This is a genomic window from Geomicrobium sp. JSM 1781026 (assembly GCF_041949955.1).
Taxonomy (GTDB): domain Bacteria; phylum Bacillota; class Bacilli; order Bacillales; family Marinococcaceae; genus Geomicrobium_A.
Genome location: NZ_JBHFQF010000002.1, coordinates 339,274 through 364,472, shown reverse-complemented (window position 1 = coordinate 364,472; position 25,199 = coordinate 339,274). Strand labels below are relative to the sequence as shown.

Sequence of the window (25,199 nt, the reverse complement as noted above, 5' to 3'; positions counted from 1 at the left end):
ATTATAGCAAATTGTCTGTACCTTTTTGAAAAACCGGTTTCCCGGTCATCTGTTTACGTCTTCTTCTATTTCAAAAACAATCGGTCAAACTCTTCAAACGTAAGCTCCTCTTCGTCATCATCCCAAATACTTCGGGCTTTCTCTAACGCCACCATCATATTTTTGACCCACGCTAAGTACAGCTTTTCTTGCTCGATTGCATGTGTATACACACTTGCGGCGACAACAATTCGTTTTTTAATTGCTTGACGGGTGCGAATACTTTGTAGTGTATCGTTTAGAAACTTCTCCATCTCGTCAATCTTTTCGCGTTGTTTCCGCCCAAATGTTTGCAGTTGAAAAAGTGCTTCATCGGTTGATAATTGATCGCTAAAAAACGTTTGCATAAGAAACGTGTCTTTTCGTTTTGGAAGCTCAGGTGGTTGGCTTAACCAAGTCACTAGCTCTTCTTTTCCAGCCGCTGTAATTTGATACAATTTTTTGTCGGGCTTACCGACTTGTGGAACGAGTCTACTTTGAATCCATCCGTTCGTTTCAAGCTTGGCGAGTTCAGGATAAATTTGCGACAGGTTCGAGTGCCAAAATACGCTTACAAACCCGTCAAACTCTTGTTTTATATCATAACCACTTGCTTCCCACGTCGATAATAGTCCGAGTAAACCGTGTTTTAGACTCATGAAGCGTTCTCCTTCCTGTTGTTAGATTTACCAATGCTCGGAAATAAGCAAACCCCTAGAATTCCTGCTACGGATAGAATTGAACCCATAATCGTGACCGTCACTTGGAATGAGCTCACCGATAATAAAAATCCGCTCACAAAAACACTTGGTAACATCATCCCACTCGTCGCCAAAAAGTACAACGCAAACACTCGGGAGTAGTATTTACGGTCTGTCCACTCTTGGATGAGTGTAACAGCGGTCACTTGAAACACGCCGATGGCAAACCCTTGCATAATAAAAAACGGGAGAAGAACGGGTAGCGTCGTCACGAACAGTAACACAACGAACGTCATGACCAAAAATAAAAACGGTGGAAAGAGCAGCCATTTCCGATCCAGACGCAACATCAGTTTAGGTGCCAACCAAGCGCCGGCGGTGATGCCAATGATGTTGCTCACACTCACCCAAGCGATGTTCTCAACCCCAACCCGAACGGTTTCAGAGAGAAAGTGTATAATCACAAGCTCAAATGACATCGCAACAAACATACCTACGGATACGAAAACAAATAGCCACCTAAGTTTAGTGTGGGAGAGCATATAACGAAAACCGGCAACAATTTGCAAACGAAGTGCTTCACGATTGGATTCAACATTACGAACAGCTGGTAATTTTGTAGCTATCCCCCCCGCCACAGCTAAGCAGATCATCGCCACGACTAGCAGATAGGTGACAGGTACATTGAGCATAATGGCTATGCCCGCAAACACTTGTGCAATAATTCGAACAGTTGTAATCGCCATTTGAAACCATGAATTCGCTCGAGGGCGATGCTGTTCGGGAACGATTCTAGGCAAAAATGATTGGCTCGCCGGTAAGAAAAACAAATCCAATACGCTCAGCACCGCTAAAAAGATGAGCACATAGAGGAGCGGAAGTATCGGTAATAGGAATACGATAAGCAACAAACAAACAGCCCTTGCCACGTTTGAAAATCGGATGACTCGCTTGAGTTGTCTGGATTCCATCCAAGCACCGATCGGTAACGATAAAAACAAGACAGGCACGTAATACGCCACATAAAACCACGCGAACAGCGTCGGGTCACTCACACGTTGTTCCACTTCTTTTAATAGTGAAAAAAATAACAATGCGTCCGCAAATAATGTGAGTAATCGGTTCGTAAATAACACCTTAAATGCCGAATTCCACATGAAAACCCCTCCTCTTTATGTAAGTTTTTATATATAAATATTTATATATAAAAACAAAGGAAAAAGCAAGACATTTTTGTCTTCTACATGTGAAGGAAGGAAACTCACTGGGCTGATGGTTGAGATTGCTCAACACCCGTTCCTTCCCCTCGTCGGAGGAAACAAGAAGCTCTTTGCGATAAATATCAGAAATAAAATTACTTGGGAAGAAGCGTGCGTGAACCGCGGGCCGCGTTGAGAACAGGGGGGGCGCTCTCTGTGATTCATTTATGTGACCATTCGTGCCAGCAATCCGGCTCATATCCACTCATTTTGTCACAGAAACGACTTTTTGTGACCCGTTGGTACTTTTATGTGACATTTGACTGCTCCAAACGCCGGTATTTCTGCCTGAAATGTCGCTTATACCAGTATTTGTGACAATTTGCGCCACTGGCCTTGCACTCTCCTGTACACTTGACTTTCGACTGGATGGGCTCGAGGGCGGCCCCAATTGTCACTTACGCTACTATTTGTGACCGTTTGGACTCTTTATGAGGCATTTGCCGTCCTAAACCGTCCATTTCGCTTCCTGAACTGTCACTTAAATCAGCGTTTGTGACATTTGGAACATCTCCAACTAGTCGACAGAAGAGTGAGCTAACGTCACCCTTGAAGTTTGGAGTGCCTAGAAAACACGGGGGGCGTACTTTGGCCACCGATGTTGCACTTGTGCTCTGGACTCCATAGAAAACACGGGGGCGTACTTTGAACAACGATGTTGCACTTGTAGTCTGGAGTGCATAGAAAACACGGCGGGCGTCTTTTGGTCGCCGATGTTGCACTTTTGCTCTGGAGTGCATAGAAAACACGGCGGGCGTCTTTTGGCCGCCGATGTTGCACTTGTAGTCTGGACTGCAAACCTCCGCCTTCAACGCAAATCAACTCAGGAAAATATAAATCTCAATTTACATACACAGCAACCGAAGTGAAATATGGTAAGCTAATGAACACAAAAAAGTGAGGAGGAGCGGTACACTGATGAAACATTTTTCGTTTTCAGCAAACATCGATTATCTTCGGCGAAACGACGAAGAGATCACCCATTTAATTGCAGGAGACCGGGTGATTAAAGCGCTTGAGATTGCGGGTAAAAAACAAGTGATTGAAATTCGCGAAGGCGGAGATGGAGGCCTTGCTTTTGAAGGACATCAAGGGAAAAAACACGAAGTACAAACGTTTATTGATGACTGGTTTGATCTATCTAATGACTTGACGCCATTTTATGAGATGGCGGCGGTTGATCGTTTGTTAGCCGGTCCGGCTGAACGGTTTTACGGGTTACGATTAATGGGCGTCCCTGATCTATTTGAAGCGCTAAGCTGGGCGATCATTGGCCAGCAGATTCGTTTAAACTTTGCGTATACAATAAAAAAACGGATTGTTGAAAATTACGGTGAACATGTCGATTATGGAGCGCATACGCTCTATTTGTTTCCAAAGCCCGAACGGATAGCGGCTTGTACTCCCGAAGAGCTTGTCCGTTTGCAATTAAGCCGGCGAAAAAGTGAATACGTTATCCACGTTGCTCGCCTTATCGCAGATGGACAACTGCAAAAGTCTGAACTCAAAAAGGACCTAACGAAAGCGCATCACACACTGACGAGTATCAGAGGCATTGGCCCTTGGACAGCCAATTACGTCCGCATGCGTTGCCTCCGCGACCCCGATGCATTCCCAATCGATGATGTCGGATTCCAAAATGCTGTACGTATTGCTTTACAACGCGAAGAAAAGCCTTCCAAAGATGAGCTACACGTACTTGCTCGTCATTGGGAAGGCTTTACGGCTTATGCGGTGTTCTATTTGTGGCGACTCCTCTATTAAAAACGGTGGAGCCAGTCCACCACATCATCCATCACTTGCTCCCGATTCGTTTCGTTTAAAAGCTCATGGCGCGCCTCCGCGTAATCTCGCAACTCCACTTGCAACCCAACATCTTCAAATCGTCGTTTCATATGCACTGCGCCATCACTAAAGTCGGTAACAGGATCCTTATCTCCACTCAAGATGAGAACAGGCAAACCACGATCCATCTTTTCGACGTTTGCAAGCTTATCGTTTTCCAAAGCGGCGTTCATCATATCATGCATTAAGCCGAGCGTTGCTGCACCGCCACATAACGGATCTTCAATATACTTGTCTACTTCTTTATCATCTCTTGATAACCAGTCAAAAGCTGTTCTTGCTGGTTCAAACGGGGTATTAAACGACCCAAACGTTTGACCGATAACCGCTTCATTACGTTCTCCTCGCCCTTGAATGCTCGCTTGTTCTTTCGCAAAATCACGAACGTTCGCCGCTTCATCTAATAGATGAACTGGAGCACAAAGAATTGCGCCTGAAATGCCTTTATACACTTGCGTAAAGCGACGTACAACGACAGTTCCCATGCTATGCCCGAACACATACACCGGAATATCAGGATACTCACTCGTCGCTTTTTCAAAAAGCGTGTGCACATCATCAGCCATGAGATCGATTACATCTGATTCAGGGTACGTCCCACCCGTTTCCCCGTGCTCTCTTTGGTCGTGCGCATACACGACAGTGCTAGCCTTGTTAAGTACGTTCGCAAACCGTTCATACCGCCCGGAATGCTCAGCGAGACCATGAGCAATAAGAACAATTTTTTTAGGGAAATGATCGGGTTCGAATTTTCGAACAAATAAATCAGTACCGTCTTTCGTTCGTAAAGTAAATGTTAATGGTTTCATAATCATTCTCCTTTTTGAAATCGTGCGACGAGCAAACCGTCTTTTCCAAACCGTTGCTCCTCCTCGTCTGTTTCCCGCATGTCACGAATTTCAATCGGCTTCCACGGTGAAAAGTACGCCTCTAAATCGCCTTTTGTAAAACCTAATCCACCTTGAAGACTTCTTTGTCGGTATATTTCGACATCTGTCAAAACAGCGCCACCTAACGGCCCATTCGCTTTAAAACATGAAACAGCATAGTACCCACCAGGTTTGAGTGCATGGTCAACGAGCGCTAAGTACTGGATACGTTGATGAGGGGCCAGGTGATGAAAGCAGCCAGAATCATAGATGAGATCAAATGCGTGTCGGTCCACATCAAGCTTCAGTACATCTGCTTGGATGAAGTCCACTGACGAGGCGGTTTCTTTTGCCCATCGTATTGCTTCTCTTGACTGGTCTACTGCTAAAACTTGACTCCCATTTTCCGCTAAGAAGTGCGCATTCCTACCATTTCCACAACCAAGCTCCAACACACGGTCAAATGTTAACTTGTCGTCCTCTACATAAGAGACGAGGTTTTCATCGGGATCAGATGTAAAAAAAGGCACATTCCGTTCTCGATCATGATAAAATTCATCCCAATCTAGTCGTGGTTTCGTCCGCATCAATTCGTCTAACGTTTCCAGTAGTTGTTCATACGTCGTTATCATAGTAAACCCCCCTCCTCCATTATACGATAATTCATGGTGGAGAGGGCGATGCAGCGGTAATTATGACTGGTCTATTTTGAGTTCTTGAATTTGTTCAATATGCCGGGTTTCGTGCATCGGCAATAGCTCTATCCATTGTTTTAAAGACAGTCTCCCGAACTTCGGATGCTTTACTGATATGTCTGTGAGCTGCTGCTCATCATCGACTTTGTTAATCACATTGTTAAAATATACCCGAGACTTTTCTAAACCTTCCATCAGTTGGGTCACTTGAAAAGGACCAGGGTCAGGAATGGACGTAGAAGGGGCTTCAGTCTTGATCGAACGGTCCAACGCCCGCTCAATCGGCTTCGTTTCTGCTGGAATCTTCTTTCCCCTTTCCAGCCCATAATCAATGGCATCAGCAAACGACCCTTCTGACAAAATAAGATGGTGACAAATTTGACCGATACTCCACGCTTCTCGCTCCGCTGGCTTTCTGTTCAACTCGTCTTTGCTTAAACTACGAATCTCTTCGTATAATCTTTCCCTTGTGCGTGTAAGCTCTTCGTGATTAACGATTGACGACACCTCCATCAATTTCCTGATTATGCTTTCATTATATTCTAACTTTTATGCTTTTTTCCAGCAATTGGCGAATAATTGTACTCCATATGTTATACTCACACGAAATGTATGACTTGAGGTGATCGGAAATGTTTGGCGCTGTAGCTGAATTGGCGCGATTAATCGTTCTATTTATCGTATTCATGTTCGTAGGCAACCTGATCATCGAACCTGTATACAACATATTGGAAGTTGGAGAAAGTGCCTCATTCTTCGTCTACACCGGGCTCGCTGTTTTGTTTTTCGTTCTGTATCGCAACAAATTCCAATGGAACGGTTGGTATGAAGGGGCCGAAATGGCTGTCCTCTCAAAGCGAATGTCACGATGGCTAGTCACAACTGCCATAGCCATGCTCATCGCACCCCCAGCCCTTTCCGTAATTATATAAAGGAGACGGATATGAGAGAACTATTTACTTATAACTGGCAAGTCCGAGACGAGTGGTTCAACTGGTGTGCTGAGCAGACTCTTGAAGAATTGACACGTCAACGAGACGGAGGGGTTGGAAGCATACTGCAAACCCTTCTGCATATTATTGACGTAGAAGTGAGTTGGGTTCGCGCTGTCATGGGCAAACCAGATGTACCCATCGATTCAACCGAATATCGTACACTCAAAGAAATCAGAACACTCTCACAACAACTGCGACCAGAAATCATTTCCTACTTTGATGATGATTTTTTCTTCGAGGAAAAGAAAAAAGTATACGCCTCTTGGCTTGATGAGTCGTTTGACAAGAAAGACGTTATTGCCCATGTGATTGTTCATGAAGTTCATCATATCGGACAGCTGAGTGTGTGGGCAAGACAACTCAATCAGTCGCCAGTTTCAGCGAATTACATTGGGAGGAATCTATGAAATCGAAAGCGTACTGGATCCAAGAGTTGAACATGCAATCTCATAGTGAAGGGGGGTATTTCGCTGAGACCTTTCAAGCCGATGGAAAGATTAAAACGAGAGACGGTCGGCTAAGAAGCGAATATTCGAGTATTTACTTTCTCCTTGACCCGTCATCTCCATCTCATTTCCATCGGTTAAAAAGTGATGAAGTGTGGTACTATCACGACGGAGAACCGTTGACCATTCATATGATTCATCCAGACGGTACGTACGAAGCCATCCGTCTCGGTACGAACGTCCACGCCGGCGAAACGCTAAGTTACCCGGTACGTGCAGGTGTGATCTTCGGTTCAACCGTCCGCCGAGACTATGCGCTTGTCAGCTGCCTCGTATCCCCTGGGTTTGATTACGAGGATTTTGAATTATTCACCCAAAAGCAGTTACTGGCAGAATATCCACAACATGAACCGATTATACGAAATCTTGCTTATGAACAACTACCCGATGCATAGTCACTCGCCGACACGCTTCGTCGTCTCATTCACGATATCCTTCATGAGGTTTGCGGCTGTTTCCCGGCGATTCAGCCGCGTCGCTTGTCCTGCCCATAGCGACATATATTCAGAGCTGCCTTGATCACCAGATGCTTTACGGATGCCTTTTGTTACTGCATGTTGTATCGGGTACGGGGCAAAGTGGGTGTCAGTACGAAAATGAGCAATGAACTTATTAAGCACCCCTCTTGCCTCTTTCCCTGAGAATGCCTTCGTAATCACCGTGCTCGTTTCATCACTTTCAAGTAACGCCTGTTTATGCAAAGCGTGTGCACCACTTTCTTCTGCTGTTAAAAATGCCGTCCCTAACTGCACACCAGACGCGCCGAGCATCAAGGACGCAGCGACCCCTCTTCCGTCCATAATTCCTCCAGCAGCGATCACAGGGATGTTGACGTGATCGACAATTTGCGGGACGAGTGCCATCGATCCAACCATCGGCAAGCACGAATATCGTGCAAACGTTCCCCGGTGCCCTCCGGCTTCACTTCCTTGAGCAACAATCGTATCGACCCCTGCCGCTTCTAGTTGAATCGCTTCTTCAACGGTTGTTGCCGTACCTGAAGTGATGATGTGCTGTTCTTTTAGTTTTTCCATCTGTGCTTTCGTTGGAACTCCAAAGGTGAAACTAAATACAGGCACTCGTTCTTCAATAATGACATGAAGTTGTTCGTCGAAACTTTCTTGTATACGCTCGATGACGGGCTCATCAATACCCAGTGTGTCGCGAAAAGGTCTCGTCACGTCTAGCCCATGTTGAATGTGGTTCCTCACGTCCACAGCAAGTTCCGTTGATACAAACAAATTCACCGCAAACGGCCGCTCGGTTTGTTCTCGTATCAGATGAATGGCTTCACGTATTTGTTCAGGCGTCATATACCCAGCCCCAAGCGTACCTAATCCACCAGCATTTGAGACTGAAGCAACAAGTTCAGCTGTCGTTGAACCTCCTGCCATTCCCGCTTGTACGATTGGATAGTTAATCCCAAAACGTTCACTTATGCTCGTTTCATACCACATGCGATTCACCCTTTCGTCCATTCTTTTAACATTTCACAGTGCATTAGGAGATCATTTACGAGATCAGGAATCCATTCTTTTGCGATCGGGATTTCTTCTGTACCCCCATCCAAAAAGTAGCGAATGCGCTCCATTAACCAGCAGATCGCACCGATGGTCAGTTGCCAATGCACATTCCGTTCTCCACTTGCTTGTTCGTATGCGCTCACAATCTGATTCCGTGCTCCTTCAGCTGAGCTAATCAAACTATACAAATCGCCAAGATGTGGACTCACATACGCCTCTGACCAGTCTAATATACGGACGTCTCCACCAGTGTAAATGAGATTTTTTGTATGATAGTCGTTATGGGTTAACACAGGGGGAAACCCGTCATAAAGTTCAACAAGGTGGTGGAGAACGACGGGGCGGTGTCGTTTTAACCGACTTTCATACAAAGCAATGCGATCAAAGTCTCGCAAGTGATCGTTTACCGAAGTGCCTTGCCCCTTTGCTTGAACTGTCGCCTGGCGGAGCTTCGATAACTGCACTGCAGCCATTTCGTATCCGTCTTCATTCGGGGCTTGTTCTAGATTCGGCGCTTGTAAATCTTGAAGCTTTATTATCGCTATACCTTGATCTTTTACATAGTCAATAACTTTAGGAGCGGCTTCAATTCTTTGTAAAAACTCGTCATAAATCGTGATTTCTCGCGCATTTCTAGAGATGCCTATTTTAAGAATATGAGACTGTTGCCCAGCTGACGCTCGCCAAACTTCTGACAACTCCCATCCCCGTAACTTTTCCCATCCGTCATAATTGCAAAGTCCTAAAACCGTTGCATAAGGTTGAAATACTTCTGGGATCGAGACGTCAGGCAACGACCGAATCTCAGCTTTCGCACTATGTTCGTTCAATATAGATGTCTCCTTCCTGATCGTTCTCCTCATCCCAAACGACATGGATTTCAAAGGTACCCTCTTTAAAGAAATAAGGAAAACGGCGGCGAATCGACGGTTGCATCGGTAGATGATCAACATCATCAATGTGTATCCAATTCGGCTGCCCCTCGCGGGGATGGTTCGTTAGTTCACCTGAAAAATGCTCAGTCATATAATTAAAAATCATATAGCGGTCTTTCTTTACCGGATTCACAAATTCATAGATGCCTTTATATGTAAGATCCCACACATGTAACCCTGTTTCTTCATACACTTCTCGTATTGCAGCTGCTGTGAAGCTTTCCGGAAATGCTACCTTTCCACCTGGAGGTATGAAGCCTTTAAAATCATCATGCGTGCGGTCGAGCAATAGAACATAGTCCCCGTCTCTAATCAGACAAATCGTCCAAAATTTCACATTCAAGTCACTCGGCACATTCGTTGCCCCCTGACTTCAATAGAGCCATTAACCCTTTGCGGTCTTCCTCATAAGATAACGAAAGGTCGCGTAATGTGGACTCATCTATCCATTCCACTCGCTCAATAAGGTCATCGGGATCTAGAATGTTTATCTTCCCCCCAACAATTTCTATAAGGATATAGTGAACTTGTACACGAAACGGGTCAATTTGTGTGTGTTTAACGTGCAGTTCTTTTATCGCTCGGGCTACGTAACCCGTCTCTTCCCACACTTCACGCACACAGCATTCCTCGATGGTCTCATCATCATTCTTTCCACCACCAGGAAGGGCCCACGTTTTCACTTCTTCTGGCGTTCCTTGTTTGACCATCAATAACTGACGTTGATCATTTACACATATGGCACTCGTTCCTTGCCACAACTCCATTACGGCGCACCTCTTTCATGTTAGAATGGTGAGAAAATATAGAATAATAATGACTTTATTATGACACTGTTCTGCAAAAAAATATAGAATGTAGAGGTGCGACACGGATGATTGCAACACAACGCTTATCTGTTCGACCGTACGAGAAGAGCGACTATGCAATATGGAGAGATCTTTATAAAAGCGAAGAATCAGAGCGCACATTCGCCGACCGTATCGCCGATTACGAGCAGGCCGCTCAAAAAGATGACATATATCAGTTCGGAGTGTTCAGGAATTCAGACGAACAGCTTATCGGAAAAGTGGAAGTGTATACGATTCTTCGTATGAGTTATGATTGGGGCATGGTTGGTTATTCGCTTCATCCACAGTTTCAGGGTAGGGGATACGGGGTTGAGATGGTGCATGCGGCGTGTGAATACTTCTTTTCTGAAAAAGGCTTTCGGAGGTTAGAAGCTCATATTGTTGAAGAGAATCAACGATCGATAAATTTAGCAAAACGAGCGGGTTTCGCTTTCGAATGTATCCGGGAAAAGTTTGCAGAAGAAGACAATGTGCGAAGGGACTACCACATCTATTACAAAAATGGTCCGTGATGAAGCGCGTAGCCGTCGCCCCGTGCTACCTTGAGACCCGTCTAATCTTAGCCAGTAGCACGAACACGAGTACGATGACGAGAGCAACACAAATGAGTGCACCTACAAGTCCGCCAAAAAATAAAACGAGTGTTGGCAAGAGTAGCATGATTATTCCTGTAAGAAATGTATACAAACCGAGAATTCTTGCGTACTCTTCTTTATTCGTAATCAGTGCGGATGGCGATACGTGGGGCAACGCCAGTCGAACGAGTGCGCGTTTCTTTTTCACACCAATGAGATAAGCGACGGCAAAAAGCAACATACTCATCGAGATTGACAATACGTGCAACATGAAAAACATGTCCCTTCCCGTTGTGACAGCTCTTGCTATTCATTATTTCAAAGTTTCTAAGCCTATGCGGACGTTTAAGAAAACTGTAATCAAACCCGCATCACTTTTTTTAAGCGTTTGCAGTAGAATTCGATGCCTTCGACATCATCCATCGTCCGCAGCATCCCATCAATAATGATTTTTCTTGGTTGGTCGTGCTCGAATTCGGCCTCAATGACGCTGATCGCCTCGAGCAATTGTTCCCGCTTTTGTTCAGTAAGTGTGATGTGTGAGAGCAACTGTCTGATCTCTTCTAGAAGATGAACAGCGCTGTCACGATTGCTCGTCCCCACCATACGGTCGTTCATTTGCAAAAGAGGTTGGGGCTCTTCTTTCATCCCAGCAGCCAATTCATCGATTCGTCGACGGATGAATTGTGCGAGTGTGCTCGGGTCCAAGTTACTATCCAAATCGAGTAATGTTTGCAAATATGATTTCGTAATCCCATCTAACATGATACTCAAATCGTATATATGAGGTTGAAATTCCTCTCCATAAATGGCAGCAAATGTCTCGATGTACCACTTTTGCCGCTGTTCTTTCATTTCCCGAACAAATTGGGCAATAGTCGGATTGGTGGATAATTCTTGTTCTTGCAATTGCATCACGATAAAGTCTCGATGACGAAGCACTTCCTGAAAATGTACCGTCATCTGTTGCTCAAATGATTCCCGTGGATACAATCCTTGTCTACGCACCTCATCAATCTTATGATTTAACCCTTCATAATAGTACTCATATATTTTAAACAACAGTTCGTCTTTTGAGCGGAAATGCAAATAGAATGCTCCTTTAGAAATCCCACTAATCGTGCAAATATCTTGAATCGACGTCGGGTGGAACCCATCCGTCGCAAACAAATGGATGGCTTTTTTAAGAATGGCTTCTCTTTTTTCACTCATCTTCTACACCTCATCTACCATTCTATCATTGACTGACTAGCCACTTAGCGTAAAAGAGTGACAATCATGTTAAAATGACTGGTCAGTCACTAGAACGTAAACGACCGAAACAGGTTCATTTCTATATAGAAAGAACTTAACATTTTCCTGATTGCGCAGTTTGTTGTTGCCTTCCACTGCAGGCGGATGCTTGTAGTCTGGACTATAAGGGCAACATCGGTTCGGTAGTGACCCCTGGCTACGGTGTGTGGAAAGAAGTCCAAATGCCCCATATATCCATATTTGTGACATTTGAGAAAGAAAAATCATGATTTTACACGTGAATGCGCACATAAACGGTGTCAACTGTCACAAATATTGCAATTTGTGACAGTTGTGTGCCGAAAGTGCGCGGTTTGAGGGCTGGATTGTCACATAAGTGACCGACCGTCACATGCTTGTGCCAGGTGGTGAGCCTCGGTCACGACTTTTCCCTTGGGCAAACGTATCTCGTGTTGCCCGCAATCCTTGCAAAGACGAACAACGATCGACAACGAAGTTGTCGATCGTGCAATGAGATGAATGTCGACAGACAATATGCAAGCACTCACCCGCAAAAACCCATCTCGGTCATCCGATTCAATGAATTTCTTTCGTTCGACTTATATAGTAGTGCCGTGACGATTCGTTTTCTACTTGCTCGTAAGCGATGGTATACTTGAGGAGTTTGAAGGAGGCTATTATGAACAAACGTTTGAAACACCGTTTTTACTTTACGTTTGCGGCCCCGGCCGCTTTTGTTACGATGATCGTCTTAATTGTTTTGCTTGTGAATCCACTGCCTCCAATTATTCTTTTCGGTACACTTACGCTCGTTTATTTGCTTTTAGGTTTCTATCACTTGAACCATCATAAACAAAATCGCAAAAACTGAAAGGAACGATCCTGTTGACCTCTATGTTTCTCACTGAGGATGCTTGGCTCATTACTTATGTGTCACTCCTCGCTCTTTTCATCGCGCAGTATTTGTTAAATCATTCAATTGAGAAATCGAACTACTCTTCTTTACACGGGCAACAAAAGAAAACGTGGAAAACGTACACGTCTCACCCCCGATATACGATCAGCATTACCTTAGTCGTACCTGCCGTTGCTGCTCTTCTCCACGCCATTAACATCCAGGTGGACAGTGGGTGGGGGACGGTCACTGTAGGCATTATCGTGTTTGCTATATACATGTATGTGTTACTAGAACTTGCCTTTTTACTTGCGGCAAATGTATTGCTTAGAATGCGCAAGTACCGAGATACAAGAACGTTGGAAAAGCATACAGGCATCGTCTTTTTTGTACTTGCTCCTATGATTTTCTTCATTTCGTTCCTCGTTGACTGGGCTCTTGTTACATGGGCACCTGTCTTTCTCATCATCTTCGGATTCGCCTTTTACTTCTTGAGTGACCAAGAAGATAAGAAAAAACGAAAAAAACAATTTCGGTAATGATAGTGGAGGAGTCAATATAGAGCTTCGTGAAGGGATGATGCCAAACTTCATTCGACGCTAACGACGATCAGCGGTTAGCGTCGATTTTAATGTTTGCATTTTTTTGATGAAGCGTTTCGAGGAATTCTGTTTCATCGGCTGGAGCAATTTTCACTGATCGGTAAATTCCTTTGTCGTAATGGATAACAAGTCCACGTTTTGCCATCGCTAAACTGAACCCGAGTGGATACATTTGTTCATACGTGTCCACAGCCCGAATGTCATTGTAATCAATAATCGTGTTGTAATGACCGGACCGGGCGTAGAGAAATTCATCATGCAGCTCATACCGTAGACGGACGACCCGAAAGATAGCGAGCGCGACGTAAATGACGAGAAGCGTAGAAATGATGAACACAAACGCGGGTTGCTGAATCTGGAACATAAGAAAAACGAATATTGTGATAAAAATGGCCCATCCAAGAAATAGCAACAGGACGACGCTCTTATCTCGTTTTGGGGCAAAACTCATCGCTATTCACCTCACCTCTCCCCATTTTCTCATACTTGTTTGCAAAGTTAAATGGAAGTAAGGGTTTCAAAATGATGAATCCCGTGAACATATAACTATAAGCATCTAATTTTCACACTCGCGTTCTAGCAGGATCCAAAGAAGCGGTAGCGAATGTAAACAAAAGAAAGGATCGTGGTCATAGCATGTCAACGACGTTGATTATTGTGATCTTCATCTTCTTACTTTTGTTTATCGTTTACGCGGATCACTTGGCTTGGAAGACGATTGCTGAGGCGCCTTCAGAACGAGCAACGCATGTCATCCGAAAGCATAGCATTCTCACAGGGCGAGGGGTAAAGTGCCGACTCCGCACCATTACGCCAAAGCTTGGTGCTGGTTCCACTTCTCTTGGCATCTCGACGACTCGGCTTGAGGTGCACCGCCGTGATGCGACGCAGGCGGACCAATATTTGGCTGATGCTGAAGACGAAACACGATACGAGTAAAGGTGGTTGAAAACCAATGAGCGTATTTGATTATACTGTGGACAAAAGTAATGGCGAAGAATTTCCGCTCTCTGAATATAAGGGCGAGGTTTTATTAATTGTGAACACGGCAACAAAATGCGGGTTCGCCAATCAATTTGACGGCTTGGAGGAGTTGCACCAGTCGTACAAAGACGACGGGCTGCGCGTTCTCGGATTCCCGAGCAATCAATTCATGAGCCAAGAACCGGTTCCTGACGATCAGATGGAGGAATCATGCCGCTTGAACTTCGGAGTGACGTTTCCACTGTTTAAAAAGATTGATGTGAAAGGGAAACAAGCAGACCCTTTATATAAACATTTAAAAGAACAACAAGGCGGCGTATTCGGTGACGAAATTAAGTGGAATTTCACGAAGTTTCTTGTCGATCGTGAAGGACAAGTCGTCAAACGATTTGCGCCGAAAGATAAACCAAAAGACATTGAAGCTTCCATTAAAGAACTGCTCTAAAATAAGACGATCGCGCATTGATTGTGCGCGATCGTCTACTCTAGGTTGAGCTGCCAAGATACGCCAAAGCGGTCGTTCACCCAAGCAAACTTCTGACTAAACCCGTAATCCCCGATCGGCATGAGCTCGTTACCGCCTTCTTTCAGTTCGGTATACAAGTGATCAATTTCTTCCTCGTTTTCACAAGTGATGTACATCGAAATCGATGGGGTAAAAGTGAAGTCATGCTGAATATGGCTGTCGATGCACATAAATTCCTGGTCTTTCACCATAAAACGGGCGCGCAGCACGGTTCCTTCTTCTCCAGGACCATCAGGACCGTAACGCTCAATGGCTTGGATTTTTGCATCCTCAAATACGGATACGTAATGGTTCATGGCTTCCTCAGCGACTCCTTCTTGAAACATGAAAAACGGCAGCATTTGTTTCATGAATTTCCCCTCTTCTCTTTATAGAATTTCTACATCTGTTAGGTTGGCATCGGTGCTCCGCAAATATGCAATCGTTGTGCTATCCATTTTCGATCCGGTAAAGTCACAATGTTTCACCGTGCAATCTTTAAAGGTGACGTTTCGAAATGTCGCACCGTAAAAGGACGTTTGTTTTAGTGTACATTGCTTAAACTCTGTCCGCCTGAAGGTTTCATAACTGAAATCTGCATATGAGAGGGTACAGTATAAAAACCGGGCATCCTCATAAGAGCAATTCTCAAACGAAGCCGATTTCAATGAACTGTAATTAAACTTCGTGCGATTTAAGTTCGTTTCTAAAAAGACGACGTGATCCATAGTCGAGTGACTAATCTTGCTCTTTTCCAAATCCGCGTTGCTGAATTCTGAGTGGTTAAGGTTGCTGCTGTTGTATTTCCCACCGATCGTGGCAACATTGGAAAAATCCGCTCTCTTCATCGTTTCATTACTATATTTCAAACGTTCATTCTTTTCTTTTGGCTCATCATTCATTTGAACGACGTCAAAGTCTTCTTCCTTCACAAAACGTTCCTCCTAACGGTTGTCGTTAAAAATGATAACTCCGCGGGCAAACGGTCGTTATCATTCATTTTCTGATCCTTCTTCTAACTGCCTGCGCTTATGTGATAAATAACTCGTTACGAGAACAAAAGGCAAGAGGATAAGTGCAGTATCTCGTAGTTCGGTCACTCCTACAACAATTCCAGCAAAAGCAAAACCAAACACGACGAGACAAACGGATACGTTTACAATTCTAACGGTAGACACTGAAAATCGAAGTAAAAAATTATTCATACTCATACTTTATCATAAATGGTGTGAACGTTTCTCTACGTTTTGCTCAGAAGAGCCGATCGTTCTTTTTATATACGCTTGTATATACGTAAAACCAAACGCCCACAGTAGAACGAGCACGCTCGCCATCGTCCATGTGTAAGCGCCGATCGAGGTCGTAAGTGTACTCACATGTATAATCATCATAGTAACGGGAAGAAGCGCACCAATGACCATGCCGTACTTGAGAATAGCGAGTTCATTTACGTCCCTTTTTATTTCAGGACTCGTCGTCCACAACACAACAGCTCCAGTAACGACGAGCGGAATTCCAATTAAATATAATAACGTATCCACAGCTGTGAACCCCGGGGTTATTAACGTTGCTGAGTTGACGAGCATTCCAATAAACATCAAATAAAATGCGACACGAAAAATCATTCGGTGTAAGTAATCCGCTGTGTTTTCTGTAGAAGACGTCATATGATCCCCCCCTTTGCCATCTATAGCGCTCATCTCTCTTTTTTCCGGAGTTCATTGGATTTTTTCGTACGCGGAATCGTATTAGGACTTTGTTTTCGAATCCAGCGAATAAACGATCGTAATTTAGCATCTTCTTTTAAGGAGCGGATGGTCGTTAAACGCGCTGCAATTTCTTGATTTGTGTACAGTGCATGAATCTGTTTATGACAAGGTATGCATAAATTGGCCGTCTCCCCAAATGTCCCACCTTCAACTTTAGGAAGCAGGTGATGAGTCGTGCATTTCACCGGATGTCGACCACACAGTTCACAAGTGCTCATGGATACCACCTTTCTCATAACCTTTACCCAAAACGCTCTTTTTTCATGTCAATACCGAGCATTTTCGTTGCTGTTGATTGATACTTCCCGCTACTATAGATAATGATATAGAAAACGAAGGAGACGATTATGTATGGATGCATTTGTGTTTCGAAACCCAACGAAACTTATCTTCGGTCAAGATCAAACGAACGCTCTCGCTGAGGAGCTTACGTCATTCGGTAAAAATGTTCTACTCGTATACGGAGGAGGAAGCATTAAAGCAAACGGCTTGTACGACCGTGTCATTGAGCAACTAAACCGTGCCGATAAAACGGTCATAGAGCTTGCCGGTGTGGAACCGAACCCGAGGTTGACGACGGTACGAAAAGGGATTGAACTCATTCACGAACATCATATTGATTTCATCCTTGCCGTTGGCGGCGGAAGTGTGATCGACGCAACGAAAGCGATTGCCGTTGGCGCCAAACACGATGGTGATATTTGGAACGTCATTACAAAAAAAGAAACCGCACAATCGGCAATGCCATTCGGCACGATTTTGACACTTGCTGCAACGGGATCGGAAATGAACGCTGGGTCTGTCATTACAAATTGGGAAACGCAACAAAAGGTCGGCTGGTCCAGCCCATCGAGCTACCCGACATTTTCAATACTAGATCCGATAAATACAGTTTCTGCACCTCGTGACCATACGATGTATGGAATCATTGATATGATGACCCACGTATTGGAAGCCTACTTCCACCCAGCTGAACATACACCATTGCAAGACCGGATTTGTGAATCGATTTTGCAAACGGTGATGGAAGCTGGCCCTGAACTGTTAGAAGACCTGACAAATCTTGATCAACGAGAAACGATTCTCTATTCAGGGACGATGGCGCTTAACGGCATTACGCAAATGGGAGCAAGAGGTGATTGGGGCACACATAATCTTGAGCATGCGGTATCGGCCGTATCTGACATTCCTCATGCCGGAGGGTTGGCCATTTTGTTCCCTCATTGGATGAGAAAAAGCGTCGATGTGAATCCAGCAAGGGGCGCGCAACTCGCCGTCCGTGTGTTCGGTGTTGACGGGTCAGGCAAAACGGATCGAGAGACGGCACTAGAAGGCATTGATCGCCTCGCTTCGTTTTGGGCTAAGCTCGGGGCACCGACACGACTCGCTGATTACGAGATTGGCGCCGATCAGATTGAACAAATGGCCGGCATTGCTGCTGCGAACGGACCGTTTGGAAACTACTTTAAAATGGATGAAACAACCGCTTATGATCTGCTAAAGAAAGCATTGTAAACGATATAGTGCCAGGGACACTAACGCTCCCTGGCTCTTCTTCTACTTTACTTAAGTCATACATAAGATAAAACGAAAAAATATTTTCGTTTTTATGTTGATTTTTGACCCGTGTTTCTCTCTTTACGTAGTAGAAAGGAGTGATTGCTTTGAAAGCTGATGCTGTATTTGAAGGCGGTGGTATTCGAGGAATTGCATTCGCCGGGGCCATTTCTGCCATGGAGGAACAAGGCGTAGAATGGGTCAGGCTCGCAGGGACCTCGGTCGGTTCCGTCGTTGCGGCACTGCTCGCAGCCGGTTATACGAGTAAAGAAATTCGTGCGATGCTTGAAACGCTTGATTATGAACAATTACGCGGTCGAACGTGGGTGAATCGTATCCCGATTATCGGCACACTATACAACTTACTCTTTCACCTCGGCATCTACAAAAACAACTACCTCGAATCGTGGGTCCATGAGCGCCTGCGAGAAAAAGGGATTCAAACGTTCGCCGACCTCCCTAATGAACGGTTAAAAATCATCGCTTCTGACATTACGAATGGACAGATGCTCGTATTCCCCGATGATCTGCCGCGCTACAACATGACACCTAAAGATCTGAATATTTCAAAAGCCATCTTGATGAGTACGTCCATGCCTTTCTTTTATCGCCCGGTCGTTTGGAAAACGAAAAACCAAAAAAAGTCCTACATTATCGATGGAGGTCTGTTGAGCAACTTCCCGGTTTGGTTGTTTGATGTCGAAGATCCTGAATTTCCAACATTTGGCTTTCATTTCATTAAAGAAGAAATTCGGGCAAATGCAACGATCCCAACGCCGTTTCATCTTTTCCAAAATATATTCAGAACGATGATGCAAGCCCATGACCTTCGGCATTTCAATGAGAATACGAGTGAACGGACGATCAAAATCGATACCGGGGAAATTACCGCTACCGACTTTGAATTGAACCGAGAAGAAATGCAATTTCTCTATAATTCAGGTTATGAGAGTGCACGCACATTTATGGAAGGTTGGGACTTCGAATCTCACAAATGGAAGCGAACGAAAACGAAGCGTTAAAACCATCTTCCAATAAGGTCTTGTACCCATTGTACAAATGAAAATTGCTGATCTTCTTCTTCAGTAACCGTTTCTGAGGCTGCCTGAACTTGAAATGAGTCGAGCATCGGTCTAAGCGTCTGTCTAACGAGTACGTCATCTTCAGCATCACGGATGACTAACTGACCTTCATCAACTTCATGGGATACCTCTTCACCACGCGCTACTGTATAATACGCTCCTTGAACGACTTCGTATTCTTTTCCATCGTCTCCCTCAAAGAAGTCCCCTTCTTCAAGGGTTTGCGTTTCGTAGTTATGACCTGCATAGCGAAGTAACGCCCGTGTATCTTCGTATGAATCGTTCGCCGTTAAGGCATTCATGGTTACGACGATGTATTCATCATCTTCGATTTCTGCCATTGTTGCTAACGTGAATCCTGATTGGGAGACGAAACCATTTTTGACGCCAATCACCTCGTCATGATCTCTGACTAATTGATGGTGATTGTAGATCGTCGTCTCCCAGCTCTCACTTTCCCACTCAAATTCTTCAATGGCCGCCAACTCCCGAAATGCGTCGTTATTCATCGCATATTGGGTAATGATGGCCATATCTTCTGCGGTCGTATAATGATCCTCATCAAACAGTCCATGGGCATTCGTAAAGTGTGTATTCTCCACACCAATTCGTTCTGTTAAATACTCATTCATGACACGCTGAAACGCTTCTTCGCTACCGGCGAGGTGTTCAGCAATCGCGACACCCGCATCGTTACCGGAGTTAATGAGCAATCCTTTGATGAGCTGACCGAGCTCAATAACTTCACCTTCCATGAGGAATACCGTTGTGCCAACAGCTTCGGTGGCTGCTTCACTAATTTCGACAGAGTCGGTCCATTCTCCATATTCAAGCGCAATAATTGCTGTTAATATTTTCGTTATGCTGGCAGGAAACATTTGCTGCTCAGCTTGTTTATCGTAGATTACGTCTCCCGACTTGGCATCGATGACGACGGCGGTTTCACTTGTAATCGTTGGAGGCTCGATTTCGGTTGCTTGTCCGATCGCAGGAAAAAACAACAAACCTAAGGCACTAAGTAATGCTACGCTTCGTTTAATAGTCATAACCACCCTGTAAACGACATGTTCTGCATAGCATTTTACCGCAAAACACATGAAACTTTAAATGACATTTTCATTACAAGGACCAAAAATACAGTACTAGAATAAGTATTGTTACACATATGTTGGAAGATGAGGAGGGGTTTTATGTATCTTCATACTGTACAGGCAGGCGAGACGCTCTCATCCATTGCTGCTGATTACCGTGTGTCGCTCACACAATTACTCCAACAAAATGCTGGGGTCAATCCGACGCAACTACAAGCCGGGCAAACCATACGTATTCCTGGACTGCCCGACCCTAGAACGATTCCGTATACGATTCGTGTTTCCATACAGAATCACACACTCACATTATTTCAAAACGGCGCATCGATCCGTGTGTATCCGATCGCTGTCGGTCGCATGGTTACGATGACTCCGGTAGGGTCTTTTGTAATCGTAAATCGCCAACCAAACCCTGGTGGTCCATTCGGTACGATGTGGCTCTCGCTTTCTAAGCTTCACTACGGCATACACGGAACAAACGATCCAGCCTCAATTGGTCACTCCGTCTCCCACGGTTGCATCCGGATGCACAATGCCGACGTTAACGAATTGGCAAGCATTGTGCCTAATGGTACCCGTGTGACGATTGAGTCTTAATGACTCAGGCTTCTTTTAACTGGAGCTCAGATACGTTGTCATTAAGCTCATGGAGCACTTGCTTTAATTCATTTACAGCACGCTCAATCACTTGCGTATTCCTTAACTGACGATCTGTTTGTTCATTGCTTTCTTTTACCGTTTCACGGTATTGTTCAGACACATCAGTCATATTATTGACCTTTTCTAAAGCAGAATTTGCTTCGATGTTAATTTCTGATGTGTGTGCGAGTGATGTACGCAAATCGTCATGTAGCTCGATTAATTGCTTAGAGATGGCTTCGAAATATTGTTGTGTACGCTCCGATTGTTCAAAACCTTCGCGTGTTGTTTTTAAATTTTTGCTCATTCGTGTACTTAATGCATCCGTTTCAGACTGAATTTGTTGAATGAGTGTAATAATCGATCTTGCATTTTGGTCGGATTGCTCCGATAAAGTCCGAATTTCTTTTGCAACAACTGAAAATCCTGCTCCCGCCTCACCAGCTCGCGCAGCTTCGATTGCAGCGTTTAGTGACAAAAGATTCGTTTGCTCCGCAATCGACGTAATGAATGATGAAATTTTATTAATCTCTTTCGTCTTTTCGTTCAACTCTGTCATGCTGTTCGTCATTTCCTCTGTGCTCGTCGCAATCTCTCGAATGCCTTCCATTGTGCGATTCATCTCATGAGCACCTTCTTGCGACGAGTGACTCGCCACACTCGCTCTTTCCTCAGTCTCCTTATTTCTTTGAATAATCGCTTCTGCAACTTCTACCACTTTCATGAGAGATCCTTTACTCGCATAAGCGTTCTCCACTTGAGTAACCGCCCCTAGATCAATATGGGAAAAGGTCTCAACGGTGCGATTCGCTGACAGCTTAGCATCTGCAGATGTATGTTGAAGCTGTGCAACGTTCGATGTCACCGCATCCGTCGTTGATGCGATGTTACCAAGCAACGCTTTAATCACAGACTGATGACGTATTGTCTGTTCGTTCACTTCCTTTGCATGACGATTACGGACGACAATTTGAATCATTAGCGCTCCTGAAGTTGCCAAAAGAAAAACAGCATGGATCATAAGCAAAGAAAACGGATATTGGTCTGTACCGCAAATGAGTTCTGGGAATGTGAAATAGCCGACAAAATGCTGGAGGGCAAAAATAATCGTGCTTACAATGATGAGGTGTAAGTGTGCATAATAGGCAAGAGCTGCCAACACCATAAAGATGGAGAAATGATATTCTACGAGGCCATCTCCAATGGCAATGATGGAAATGCTACTAAACGTTAGCGACAGCATAACGAGCCATTGGACCCACTTATACGCATGGCTTCTGAGGTGCACAATCAACGCCAAAACAAAAAGCACAATCGGCAAAAAGAAAAGTACAGCGATAATGCCCGTGTACTGCCCTGTGCCAGCCCTACCTGTTAAGAGTAAGTACGTATCCAGCCAACCAACATAACCGTGCAAAAATGACACTAATCCCATAATCCCAAGTACAAAAGCAGTAAAAGCCAACATTACTGTGTTTTCTTTACGTTTCACTAAACAACCTTCTTCCTAAGTCTTTATCCCTAATAATTACTATATATACCTAAATAATGACATTTGTAAACATTTATTTACAAGTTTTTATTGTATATCGTGCTATTTCACTTGATGGATAGTGTTTTGTAGGGGGCTAATGGACCTCTCAGCTGTTAAGCATTTGAAGCCTTATGATCTAGACGAATGTTCAATATAGGCTGAGCTTTTCATATTCCTATAGGAGCTTGATTTTCACTGCAGGCGGAAGCTTTTATTCAAGGGTGACGTCGGCTCATCCTTTTGTCGACCGAGATCACTGAAAATTAGCTCCTCGTTCACATGAACGAGGAGCATGATTTATGAAGTGATTTCAAATGGGTCGTTACCCACGATGGGCAGATTTTCTCGAATTTGATCGTGAATGATATAGAATGAGCGTAAGATTTTCCTGATTTGCTCTGTGGGGATGGAGGGGTAGCGGGGTGCCATTTTGCGCGCTAGTTTACACGTTCTGTGCGCAAGTTTGCGCTTTTGACCGATTTTAGCGCCGATTTCACCAAACTTGCGCGCAGTTTGTTCCAACTGGAGCGCAGATTCCAGCATGAAGTGCCAACGACACGTCGGACCCATCGGGGCCGACGCCAAACCGGATTCGGTTCGGCGCGGCTCGCGCCGACGTCTTGCTAGGTTTTTGGGTAGGAAATACAAAGGATGGTTCTCTGAATTCTTTACCGCAGGGCTGGGGGCACATACAGCCAAGACGAACGAACGTTCTGCGCGCGAGTTTTCGCTTTTGAACGATTTTAGCGCGCAGTTTGTTCCAACTTGCGCGCAGAATCCTAGCTAAATGCCAACGACACGTCGGCCCCATCGGGGCCGAAGCCAAACCGGACTCGATTCGGCGCGGCTCGCGCCGACGTCTTTTGGATTCTTCGGGGCGGAGATGTACACATTACTCGGTAATCTGTTACCGAGTTTGTTCATTCTGTTCCCTAGTTTAAAAGAATATATCGCTTTTCCTGCGATTTCCCCCAACTTGAGAACAGTTTGGTCGTAACTTGAGCACAGTTTCGACTTCATTAAGCTTTTCACTGGTTCTTGAAGAAATTCTTCCGTTCACCTTATGTAAATCGTACTATAGGCGGTTCTATGGTTCGGTTCTATGGTTCGATTCTGCGTTTCTTGGACAGATTTCCGACAAGATACTTCGTATAGAAAGCAACATCCACCCATAGATCGTTCTATGGGTGGATGTTCGTCCCGCGTCCGGCGCGAAAGCTCAGACCTCATGCGTCGAGGCGCTGCTAAATCTCTAGCTTCGCATCACCTAGTAATTTCTAGGAGAATGATGATCTAGATCACACCCGAAACGATCTAGATCACGTTAAAACACTGGATTCTCTCATATTTTTGGCGATCTAGACCATTTTACTGATGATCTAGATCATTTTTTCTTGATTTCGGCACCATAGGTGGCGATGGTCGCTTGTTTTTGGGAATATTTAGGGGTCGGTGATCTAGGTCACGCCTGCACTCCTGAACCCCCACCCCGACACTAGCGAATCTATACACGTTCGTTTCTAGACTAAACGCCACACTGTTTATTCATAGCACTTACTAAACACGTTGCTACATCGGGTCTACTCCGCTTTTCGAGGGTAGCTAAACTTAAAAAAATCTGCCACGGCCAACGGGCCGGGCAGATCGGGAAACGGTTTAGATCATGAGCTGTTTGTCTTCAATAACTGCGCGTAATGATGAGTATACTTTTTGTTCAACGGTGATGCCGAGGTTGACCATCGTTTGGGCAACTTCTGGTCGAACGCCGCTGAGCACCGCCTCGACGCCGATCAGTTTCAAGGAGTTCATGACTTTGAACATTTGACCTGCAACCATCGTGTCGATTATGCTTACACCTGATAAGTCGAGAATGATTCTGCGCAGTTGCATTTCCGAACCTTTCTCCAGTGCATTCGTCATTAAATACTGGGCACGATTCGTGTCAATTTCACCGATGATCGGAATTACACCTGTGTCTTTCGTTAATTGCACGACTGGGACGGAAAGCTCATCAATCGCATATTTCGCTGATTCGATGCTCCTATGGTAGTCTCGCATGTACGCTCGACTAACGATGAGCACCGCACTATCCATCACTTGACTAAATTGAAAGACGATATCATAAAAGTCATCAAGTGTAATGGCTTGCTTCTTTGCTTCGTCGCGAATGATTTCACTGATGACGTTCCGGTAATACGCAATCTCATGTAAGCCCACATCTAATGGCAACTGTAGTTGAACGAGGACGTTGGCCACTTGTGTACCCCATGATTGAATCGCTTCTTTCGACTCCTCAGGCTCACTAACAATCGATTCGGCATATACTTCAATGAGTTTTACACGCCAAGGCGTTAGTTGCATCTCTTGCGTCGAGTCGCTAATGCTACTATGCTGCTCAGGCATCTCGGAGAGCTCGAACTTTCTACGAAGAATCTCGTCCATAATCGGCGATAGCAATTCTTGTGACTTTATCATGTAATAGACTCCATCTCTTGTGTCTTTTTGATTTCATTTT

The 25,199-nt window shown here is 44.7% G+C and carries 32 protein-coding genes; 12 read left to right on the top strand and 20 right to left on the bottom strand.

Features of this window, described 5'->3' with window-relative positions; genetic code table 11:
- Positions 1–65 precede the first annotated feature (65 nt).
- Entirely contained in the window at positions 66–677 is a 612-nt protein-coding gene (locus ACE1TF_RS04735) for a PadR family transcriptional regulator (protein WP_052364178.1), read from the bottom strand.
- Positions 674–1,876 (bottom strand): MFS transporter, encoded by a 1,203-nt coding sequence (locus ACE1TF_RS04730; protein WP_375014713.1) that lies wholly within the window; start codon positions 1,874–1,876, stop codon positions 674–676. Before ACE1TF_RS04730 ends, ACE1TF_RS04735 begins: the two co-directional genes overlap by 4 nt.
- A gap of 1,020 nt (positions 1,877–2,896) precedes the next feature.
- On the opposite strand from ACE1TF_RS04730, the gene ACE1TF_RS04725 reads away from it, so the two are divergent.
- Positions 2,897–3,742 (top strand): DNA-3-methyladenine glycosylase family protein, encoded by an 846-nt coding sequence (locus ACE1TF_RS04725; protein WP_375014711.1) that lies wholly within the window; start codon positions 2,897–2,899, stop codon positions 3,740–3,742.
- Here ACE1TF_RS04725 and ACE1TF_RS04720 read toward each other — a convergent pair.
- From ACE1TF_RS04720 to ACE1TF_RS04710, 3 genes are read right to left on the bottom strand one after another with little or no spacing between them, the layout of a single operon-like run.
- On the bottom strand, positions 3,739–4,632 hold the full coding sequence (locus ACE1TF_RS04720; RefSeq protein WP_375014709.1) for an alpha/beta hydrolase: 894 nt from the start codon (positions 4,630–4,632) through the stop codon (positions 3,739–3,741). The genes ACE1TF_RS04725 and ACE1TF_RS04720 overlap by 4 nt on opposite strands.
- Before the next feature lie 2 nt (positions 4,633–4,634).
- Positions 4,635–5,324, bottom strand: a complete 690-nt coding sequence (locus tag ACE1TF_RS04715; RefSeq protein ID WP_375014707.1) for a class I SAM-dependent methyltransferase — start codon at positions 5,322–5,324, stop codon at positions 4,635–4,637.
- Between the two features lie 60 nt (positions 5,325–5,384).
- Positions 5,385–5,894, bottom strand: coding sequence for a DinB family protein (locus ACE1TF_RS04710; RefSeq protein ID WP_375014705.1), 510 nt, complete (start codon positions 5,892–5,894; stop codon positions 5,385–5,387).
- A 125-nt stretch (positions 5,895–6,019) separates the two neighbouring features.
- Between ACE1TF_RS04710 and ACE1TF_RS04705 the strand changes: the two genes are divergently transcribed.
- The 3 genes from ACE1TF_RS04705 to ACE1TF_RS04695 are packed head-to-tail and all read left to right on the top strand — an operon-like array spanning position 6,020 to position 7,283.
- A complete protein-coding gene (locus ACE1TF_RS04705; protein WP_375014702.1) occupies positions 6,020–6,319 on the top strand; it encodes a hypothetical protein in 300 nt (99 codons plus the stop codon).
- An 11-nt stretch (positions 6,320–6,330) separates the two neighbouring features.
- Positions 6,331–6,789 (top strand): DinB family protein, encoded by a 459-nt coding sequence (locus ACE1TF_RS04700; RefSeq protein ID WP_375014700.1) that lies wholly within the window; start codon positions 6,331–6,333, stop codon positions 6,787–6,789.
- Complete coding sequence (locus ACE1TF_RS04695; RefSeq protein ID WP_375014698.1) at positions 6,786–7,283, top strand: cupin domain-containing protein; 498 nt, start codon at positions 6,786–6,788, stop codon at positions 7,281–7,283. The genes ACE1TF_RS04700 and ACE1TF_RS04695 overlap by 4 nt, the downstream gene beginning before the upstream one ends.
- Here the strand turns inward: ACE1TF_RS04695 and ACE1TF_RS04690 are convergent, their stop codons facing one another.
- From ACE1TF_RS04690 to ACE1TF_RS04675, 4 genes are read right to left on the bottom strand one after another with little or no spacing between them, the layout of a single operon-like run.
- Positions 7,284–8,345 (bottom strand): NAD(P)H-dependent flavin oxidoreductase, encoded by a 1,062-nt coding sequence (locus ACE1TF_RS04690; protein WP_375014696.1) that lies wholly within the window; start codon positions 8,343–8,345, stop codon positions 7,284–7,286.
- A gap of 5 nt (positions 8,346–8,350) precedes the next feature.
- Entirely contained in the window at positions 8,351–9,241 is an 891-nt protein-coding gene (locus ACE1TF_RS04685) for an aminoglycoside phosphotransferase family protein (RefSeq protein WP_375014694.1), read from the bottom strand.
- Entirely contained in the window at positions 9,228–9,701 is a 474-nt protein-coding gene (locus tag ACE1TF_RS04680) for an 8-oxo-dGTP diphosphatase (RefSeq protein ID WP_375014692.1), read from the bottom strand. The genes ACE1TF_RS04685 and ACE1TF_RS04680 overlap by 14 nt, the downstream gene beginning before the upstream one ends.
- Positions 9,691–10,113, bottom strand: a complete 423-nt coding sequence (locus ACE1TF_RS04675; RefSeq protein WP_375014690.1) for an NUDIX hydrolase — start codon at positions 10,111–10,113, stop codon at positions 9,691–9,693. The genes ACE1TF_RS04680 and ACE1TF_RS04675 overlap by 11 nt, the downstream gene beginning before the upstream one ends.
- A gap of 107 nt (positions 10,114–10,220) precedes the next feature.
- Between ACE1TF_RS04675 and ACE1TF_RS04670 the strand changes: the two genes are divergently transcribed.
- Entirely contained in the window at positions 10,221–10,709 is a 489-nt protein-coding gene (locus ACE1TF_RS04670) for a GNAT family N-acetyltransferase (RefSeq protein WP_375014688.1), read from the top strand.
- A gap of 25 nt (positions 10,710–10,734) precedes the next feature.
- Here ACE1TF_RS04670 and ACE1TF_RS04665 read toward each other — a convergent pair whose 3' ends face one another.
- Both ACE1TF_RS04665 and ACE1TF_RS04660 read right to left on the bottom strand, forming a co-directional pair.
- Positions 10,735–11,043, bottom strand: a complete 309-nt coding sequence (locus ACE1TF_RS04665; protein WP_375014686.1) for a hypothetical protein — start codon at positions 11,041–11,043, stop codon at positions 10,735–10,737.
- Between the two features lie 89 nt (positions 11,044–11,132).
- Positions 11,133–11,984: a TetR/AcrR family transcriptional regulator gene (locus ACE1TF_RS04660; protein WP_375014684.1), complete on the bottom strand. Its 852-nt coding sequence runs from the start codon at positions 11,982–11,984 to the stop codon at positions 11,133–11,135.
- 721 nt (positions 11,985–12,705) lie between these two features.
- Between ACE1TF_RS04660 and ACE1TF_RS04655 the strand changes: the two genes are divergently transcribed.
- Both ACE1TF_RS04655 and ACE1TF_RS04650 read left to right on the top strand, forming a co-directional pair.
- Positions 12,706–12,897 carry a hypothetical protein gene (locus ACE1TF_RS04655; protein ID WP_375014682.1) on the top strand — a complete coding sequence of 64 codons (192 nt, stop codon included), beginning with the start codon at positions 12,706–12,708 and terminating at the stop codon, positions 12,895–12,897.
- Between the two features lie 14 nt (positions 12,898–12,911).
- Positions 12,912–13,460 (top strand): hypothetical protein, encoded by a 549-nt coding sequence (locus tag ACE1TF_RS04650; RefSeq protein ID WP_375014680.1) that lies wholly within the window; start codon positions 12,912–12,914, stop codon positions 13,458–13,460.
- Positions 13,461–13,530: 70 nt separating this feature from the next.
- On the opposite strand, the gene ACE1TF_RS04645 is transcribed toward ACE1TF_RS04650, so the two are convergent.
- Entirely contained in the window at positions 13,531–13,974 is a 444-nt protein-coding gene (locus tag ACE1TF_RS04645; RefSeq protein WP_375014678.1) for a PH domain-containing protein, read from the bottom strand.
- A gap of 185 nt (positions 13,975–14,159) precedes the next feature.
- On the opposite strand from ACE1TF_RS04645, the gene ACE1TF_RS04640 reads away from it, so the two are divergent.
- Both ACE1TF_RS04640 and ACE1TF_RS04635 read left to right on the top strand, forming a co-directional pair.
- Positions 14,160–14,462, top strand: coding sequence for a hypothetical protein (locus ACE1TF_RS04640; RefSeq protein ID WP_042400635.1), 303 nt, complete (start codon positions 14,160–14,162; stop codon positions 14,460–14,462).
- Between the two features lie 16 nt (positions 14,463–14,478).
- Complete coding sequence (locus ACE1TF_RS04635) at positions 14,479–14,952, top strand: glutathione peroxidase (RefSeq protein WP_042400639.1); 474 nt, start codon at positions 14,479–14,481, stop codon at positions 14,950–14,952.
- A 35-nt stretch (positions 14,953–14,987) separates the two neighbouring features.
- On the opposite strand, the gene ACE1TF_RS04630 is transcribed toward ACE1TF_RS04635, so the two are convergent.
- The 5 genes from ACE1TF_RS04630 to ACE1TF_RS04610 are packed head-to-tail and all read right to left on the bottom strand — an operon-like array spanning position 14,988 to position 16,999.
- Positions 14,988–15,383, bottom strand: coding sequence for a VOC family protein (locus tag ACE1TF_RS04630; protein ID WP_375014675.1), 396 nt, complete (start codon positions 15,381–15,383; stop codon positions 14,988–14,990).
- Positions 15,384–15,401: 18 nt separating this feature from the next.
- The gene (locus tag ACE1TF_RS04625; protein WP_042428823.1) at positions 15,402–15,944 is read right to left on the bottom strand and encodes a pentapeptide repeat-containing protein; all 543 of its coding nucleotides are present in this window, start codon (positions 15,942–15,944) and stop codon (positions 15,402–15,404) included.
- A 60-nt stretch (positions 15,945–16,004) separates the two neighbouring features.
- The gene (locus ACE1TF_RS04620) at positions 16,005–16,217 is read right to left on the bottom strand and encodes a hypothetical protein (protein WP_042400644.1); all 213 of its coding nucleotides are present in this window, start codon (positions 16,215–16,217) and stop codon (positions 16,005–16,007) included.
- 12 nt (positions 16,218–16,229) lie between these two features.
- The gene (locus tag ACE1TF_RS04615) at positions 16,230–16,679 is read right to left on the bottom strand and encodes a hypothetical protein (RefSeq protein ID WP_375014672.1); all 450 of its coding nucleotides are present in this window, start codon (positions 16,677–16,679) and stop codon (positions 16,230–16,232) included.
- A 29-nt stretch (positions 16,680–16,708) separates the two neighbouring features.
- Entirely contained in the window at positions 16,709–16,999 is a 291-nt protein-coding gene (locus tag ACE1TF_RS04610) for an HNH endonuclease (protein ID WP_375014670.1), read from the bottom strand.
- A 133-nt stretch (positions 17,000–17,132) separates the two neighbouring features.
- Between ACE1TF_RS04610 and ACE1TF_RS04605 the strand changes: the two genes are divergently transcribed.
- Together ACE1TF_RS04605 and ACE1TF_RS04600 are read left to right on the top strand one after the other, a co-directional pair.
- A complete protein-coding gene (locus tag ACE1TF_RS04605; RefSeq protein WP_375014668.1) occupies positions 17,133–18,296 on the top strand; it encodes an iron-containing alcohol dehydrogenase in 1,164 nt (387 codons plus the stop codon).
- Positions 18,297–18,445: 149 nt separating this feature from the next.
- Positions 18,446–19,360 (top strand): patatin-like phospholipase family protein, encoded by a 915-nt coding sequence (locus tag ACE1TF_RS04600; RefSeq protein WP_375014666.1) that lies wholly within the window; start codon positions 18,446–18,448, stop codon positions 19,358–19,360.
- Here ACE1TF_RS04600 and ACE1TF_RS04595 read toward each other — a convergent pair.
- Positions 19,357–20,466: a D-alanyl-D-alanine carboxypeptidase family protein gene (locus ACE1TF_RS04595; RefSeq protein WP_375014664.1), complete on the bottom strand. Its 1,110-nt coding sequence runs from the start codon at positions 20,464–20,466 to the stop codon at positions 19,357–19,359. The genes ACE1TF_RS04600 and ACE1TF_RS04595 overlap by 4 nt on opposite strands.
- 144 nt (positions 20,467–20,610) lie before the next feature.
- Between ACE1TF_RS04595 and ACE1TF_RS04590 the strand changes: the two genes are divergently transcribed.
- Positions 20,611–21,108, top strand: a complete 498-nt coding sequence (locus ACE1TF_RS04590) for a L,D-transpeptidase family protein (protein WP_375014662.1) — start codon at positions 20,611–20,613, stop codon at positions 21,106–21,108.
- Positions 21,109–21,112: 4 nt separating this feature from the next.
- Here the strand turns inward: ACE1TF_RS04590 and ACE1TF_RS04585 are convergent, their stop codons facing one another.
- Both ACE1TF_RS04585 and ACE1TF_RS04580 read right to left on the bottom strand, forming a co-directional pair.
- Positions 21,113–22,642 carry a methyl-accepting chemotaxis protein gene (locus ACE1TF_RS04585; protein ID WP_375014660.1) on the bottom strand — a complete coding sequence of 510 codons (1,530 nt, stop codon included), beginning with the start codon at positions 22,640–22,642 and terminating at the stop codon, positions 21,113–21,115.
- A 1,698-nt stretch (positions 22,643–24,340) separates the two neighbouring features.
- Positions 24,341–25,159 (bottom strand): STAS domain-containing protein, encoded by an 819-nt coding sequence (locus ACE1TF_RS04580; RefSeq protein WP_042400661.1) that lies wholly within the window; start codon positions 25,157–25,159, stop codon positions 24,341–24,343.
- Between the last annotated feature and the right edge of the window lie 40 nt (positions 25,160–25,199).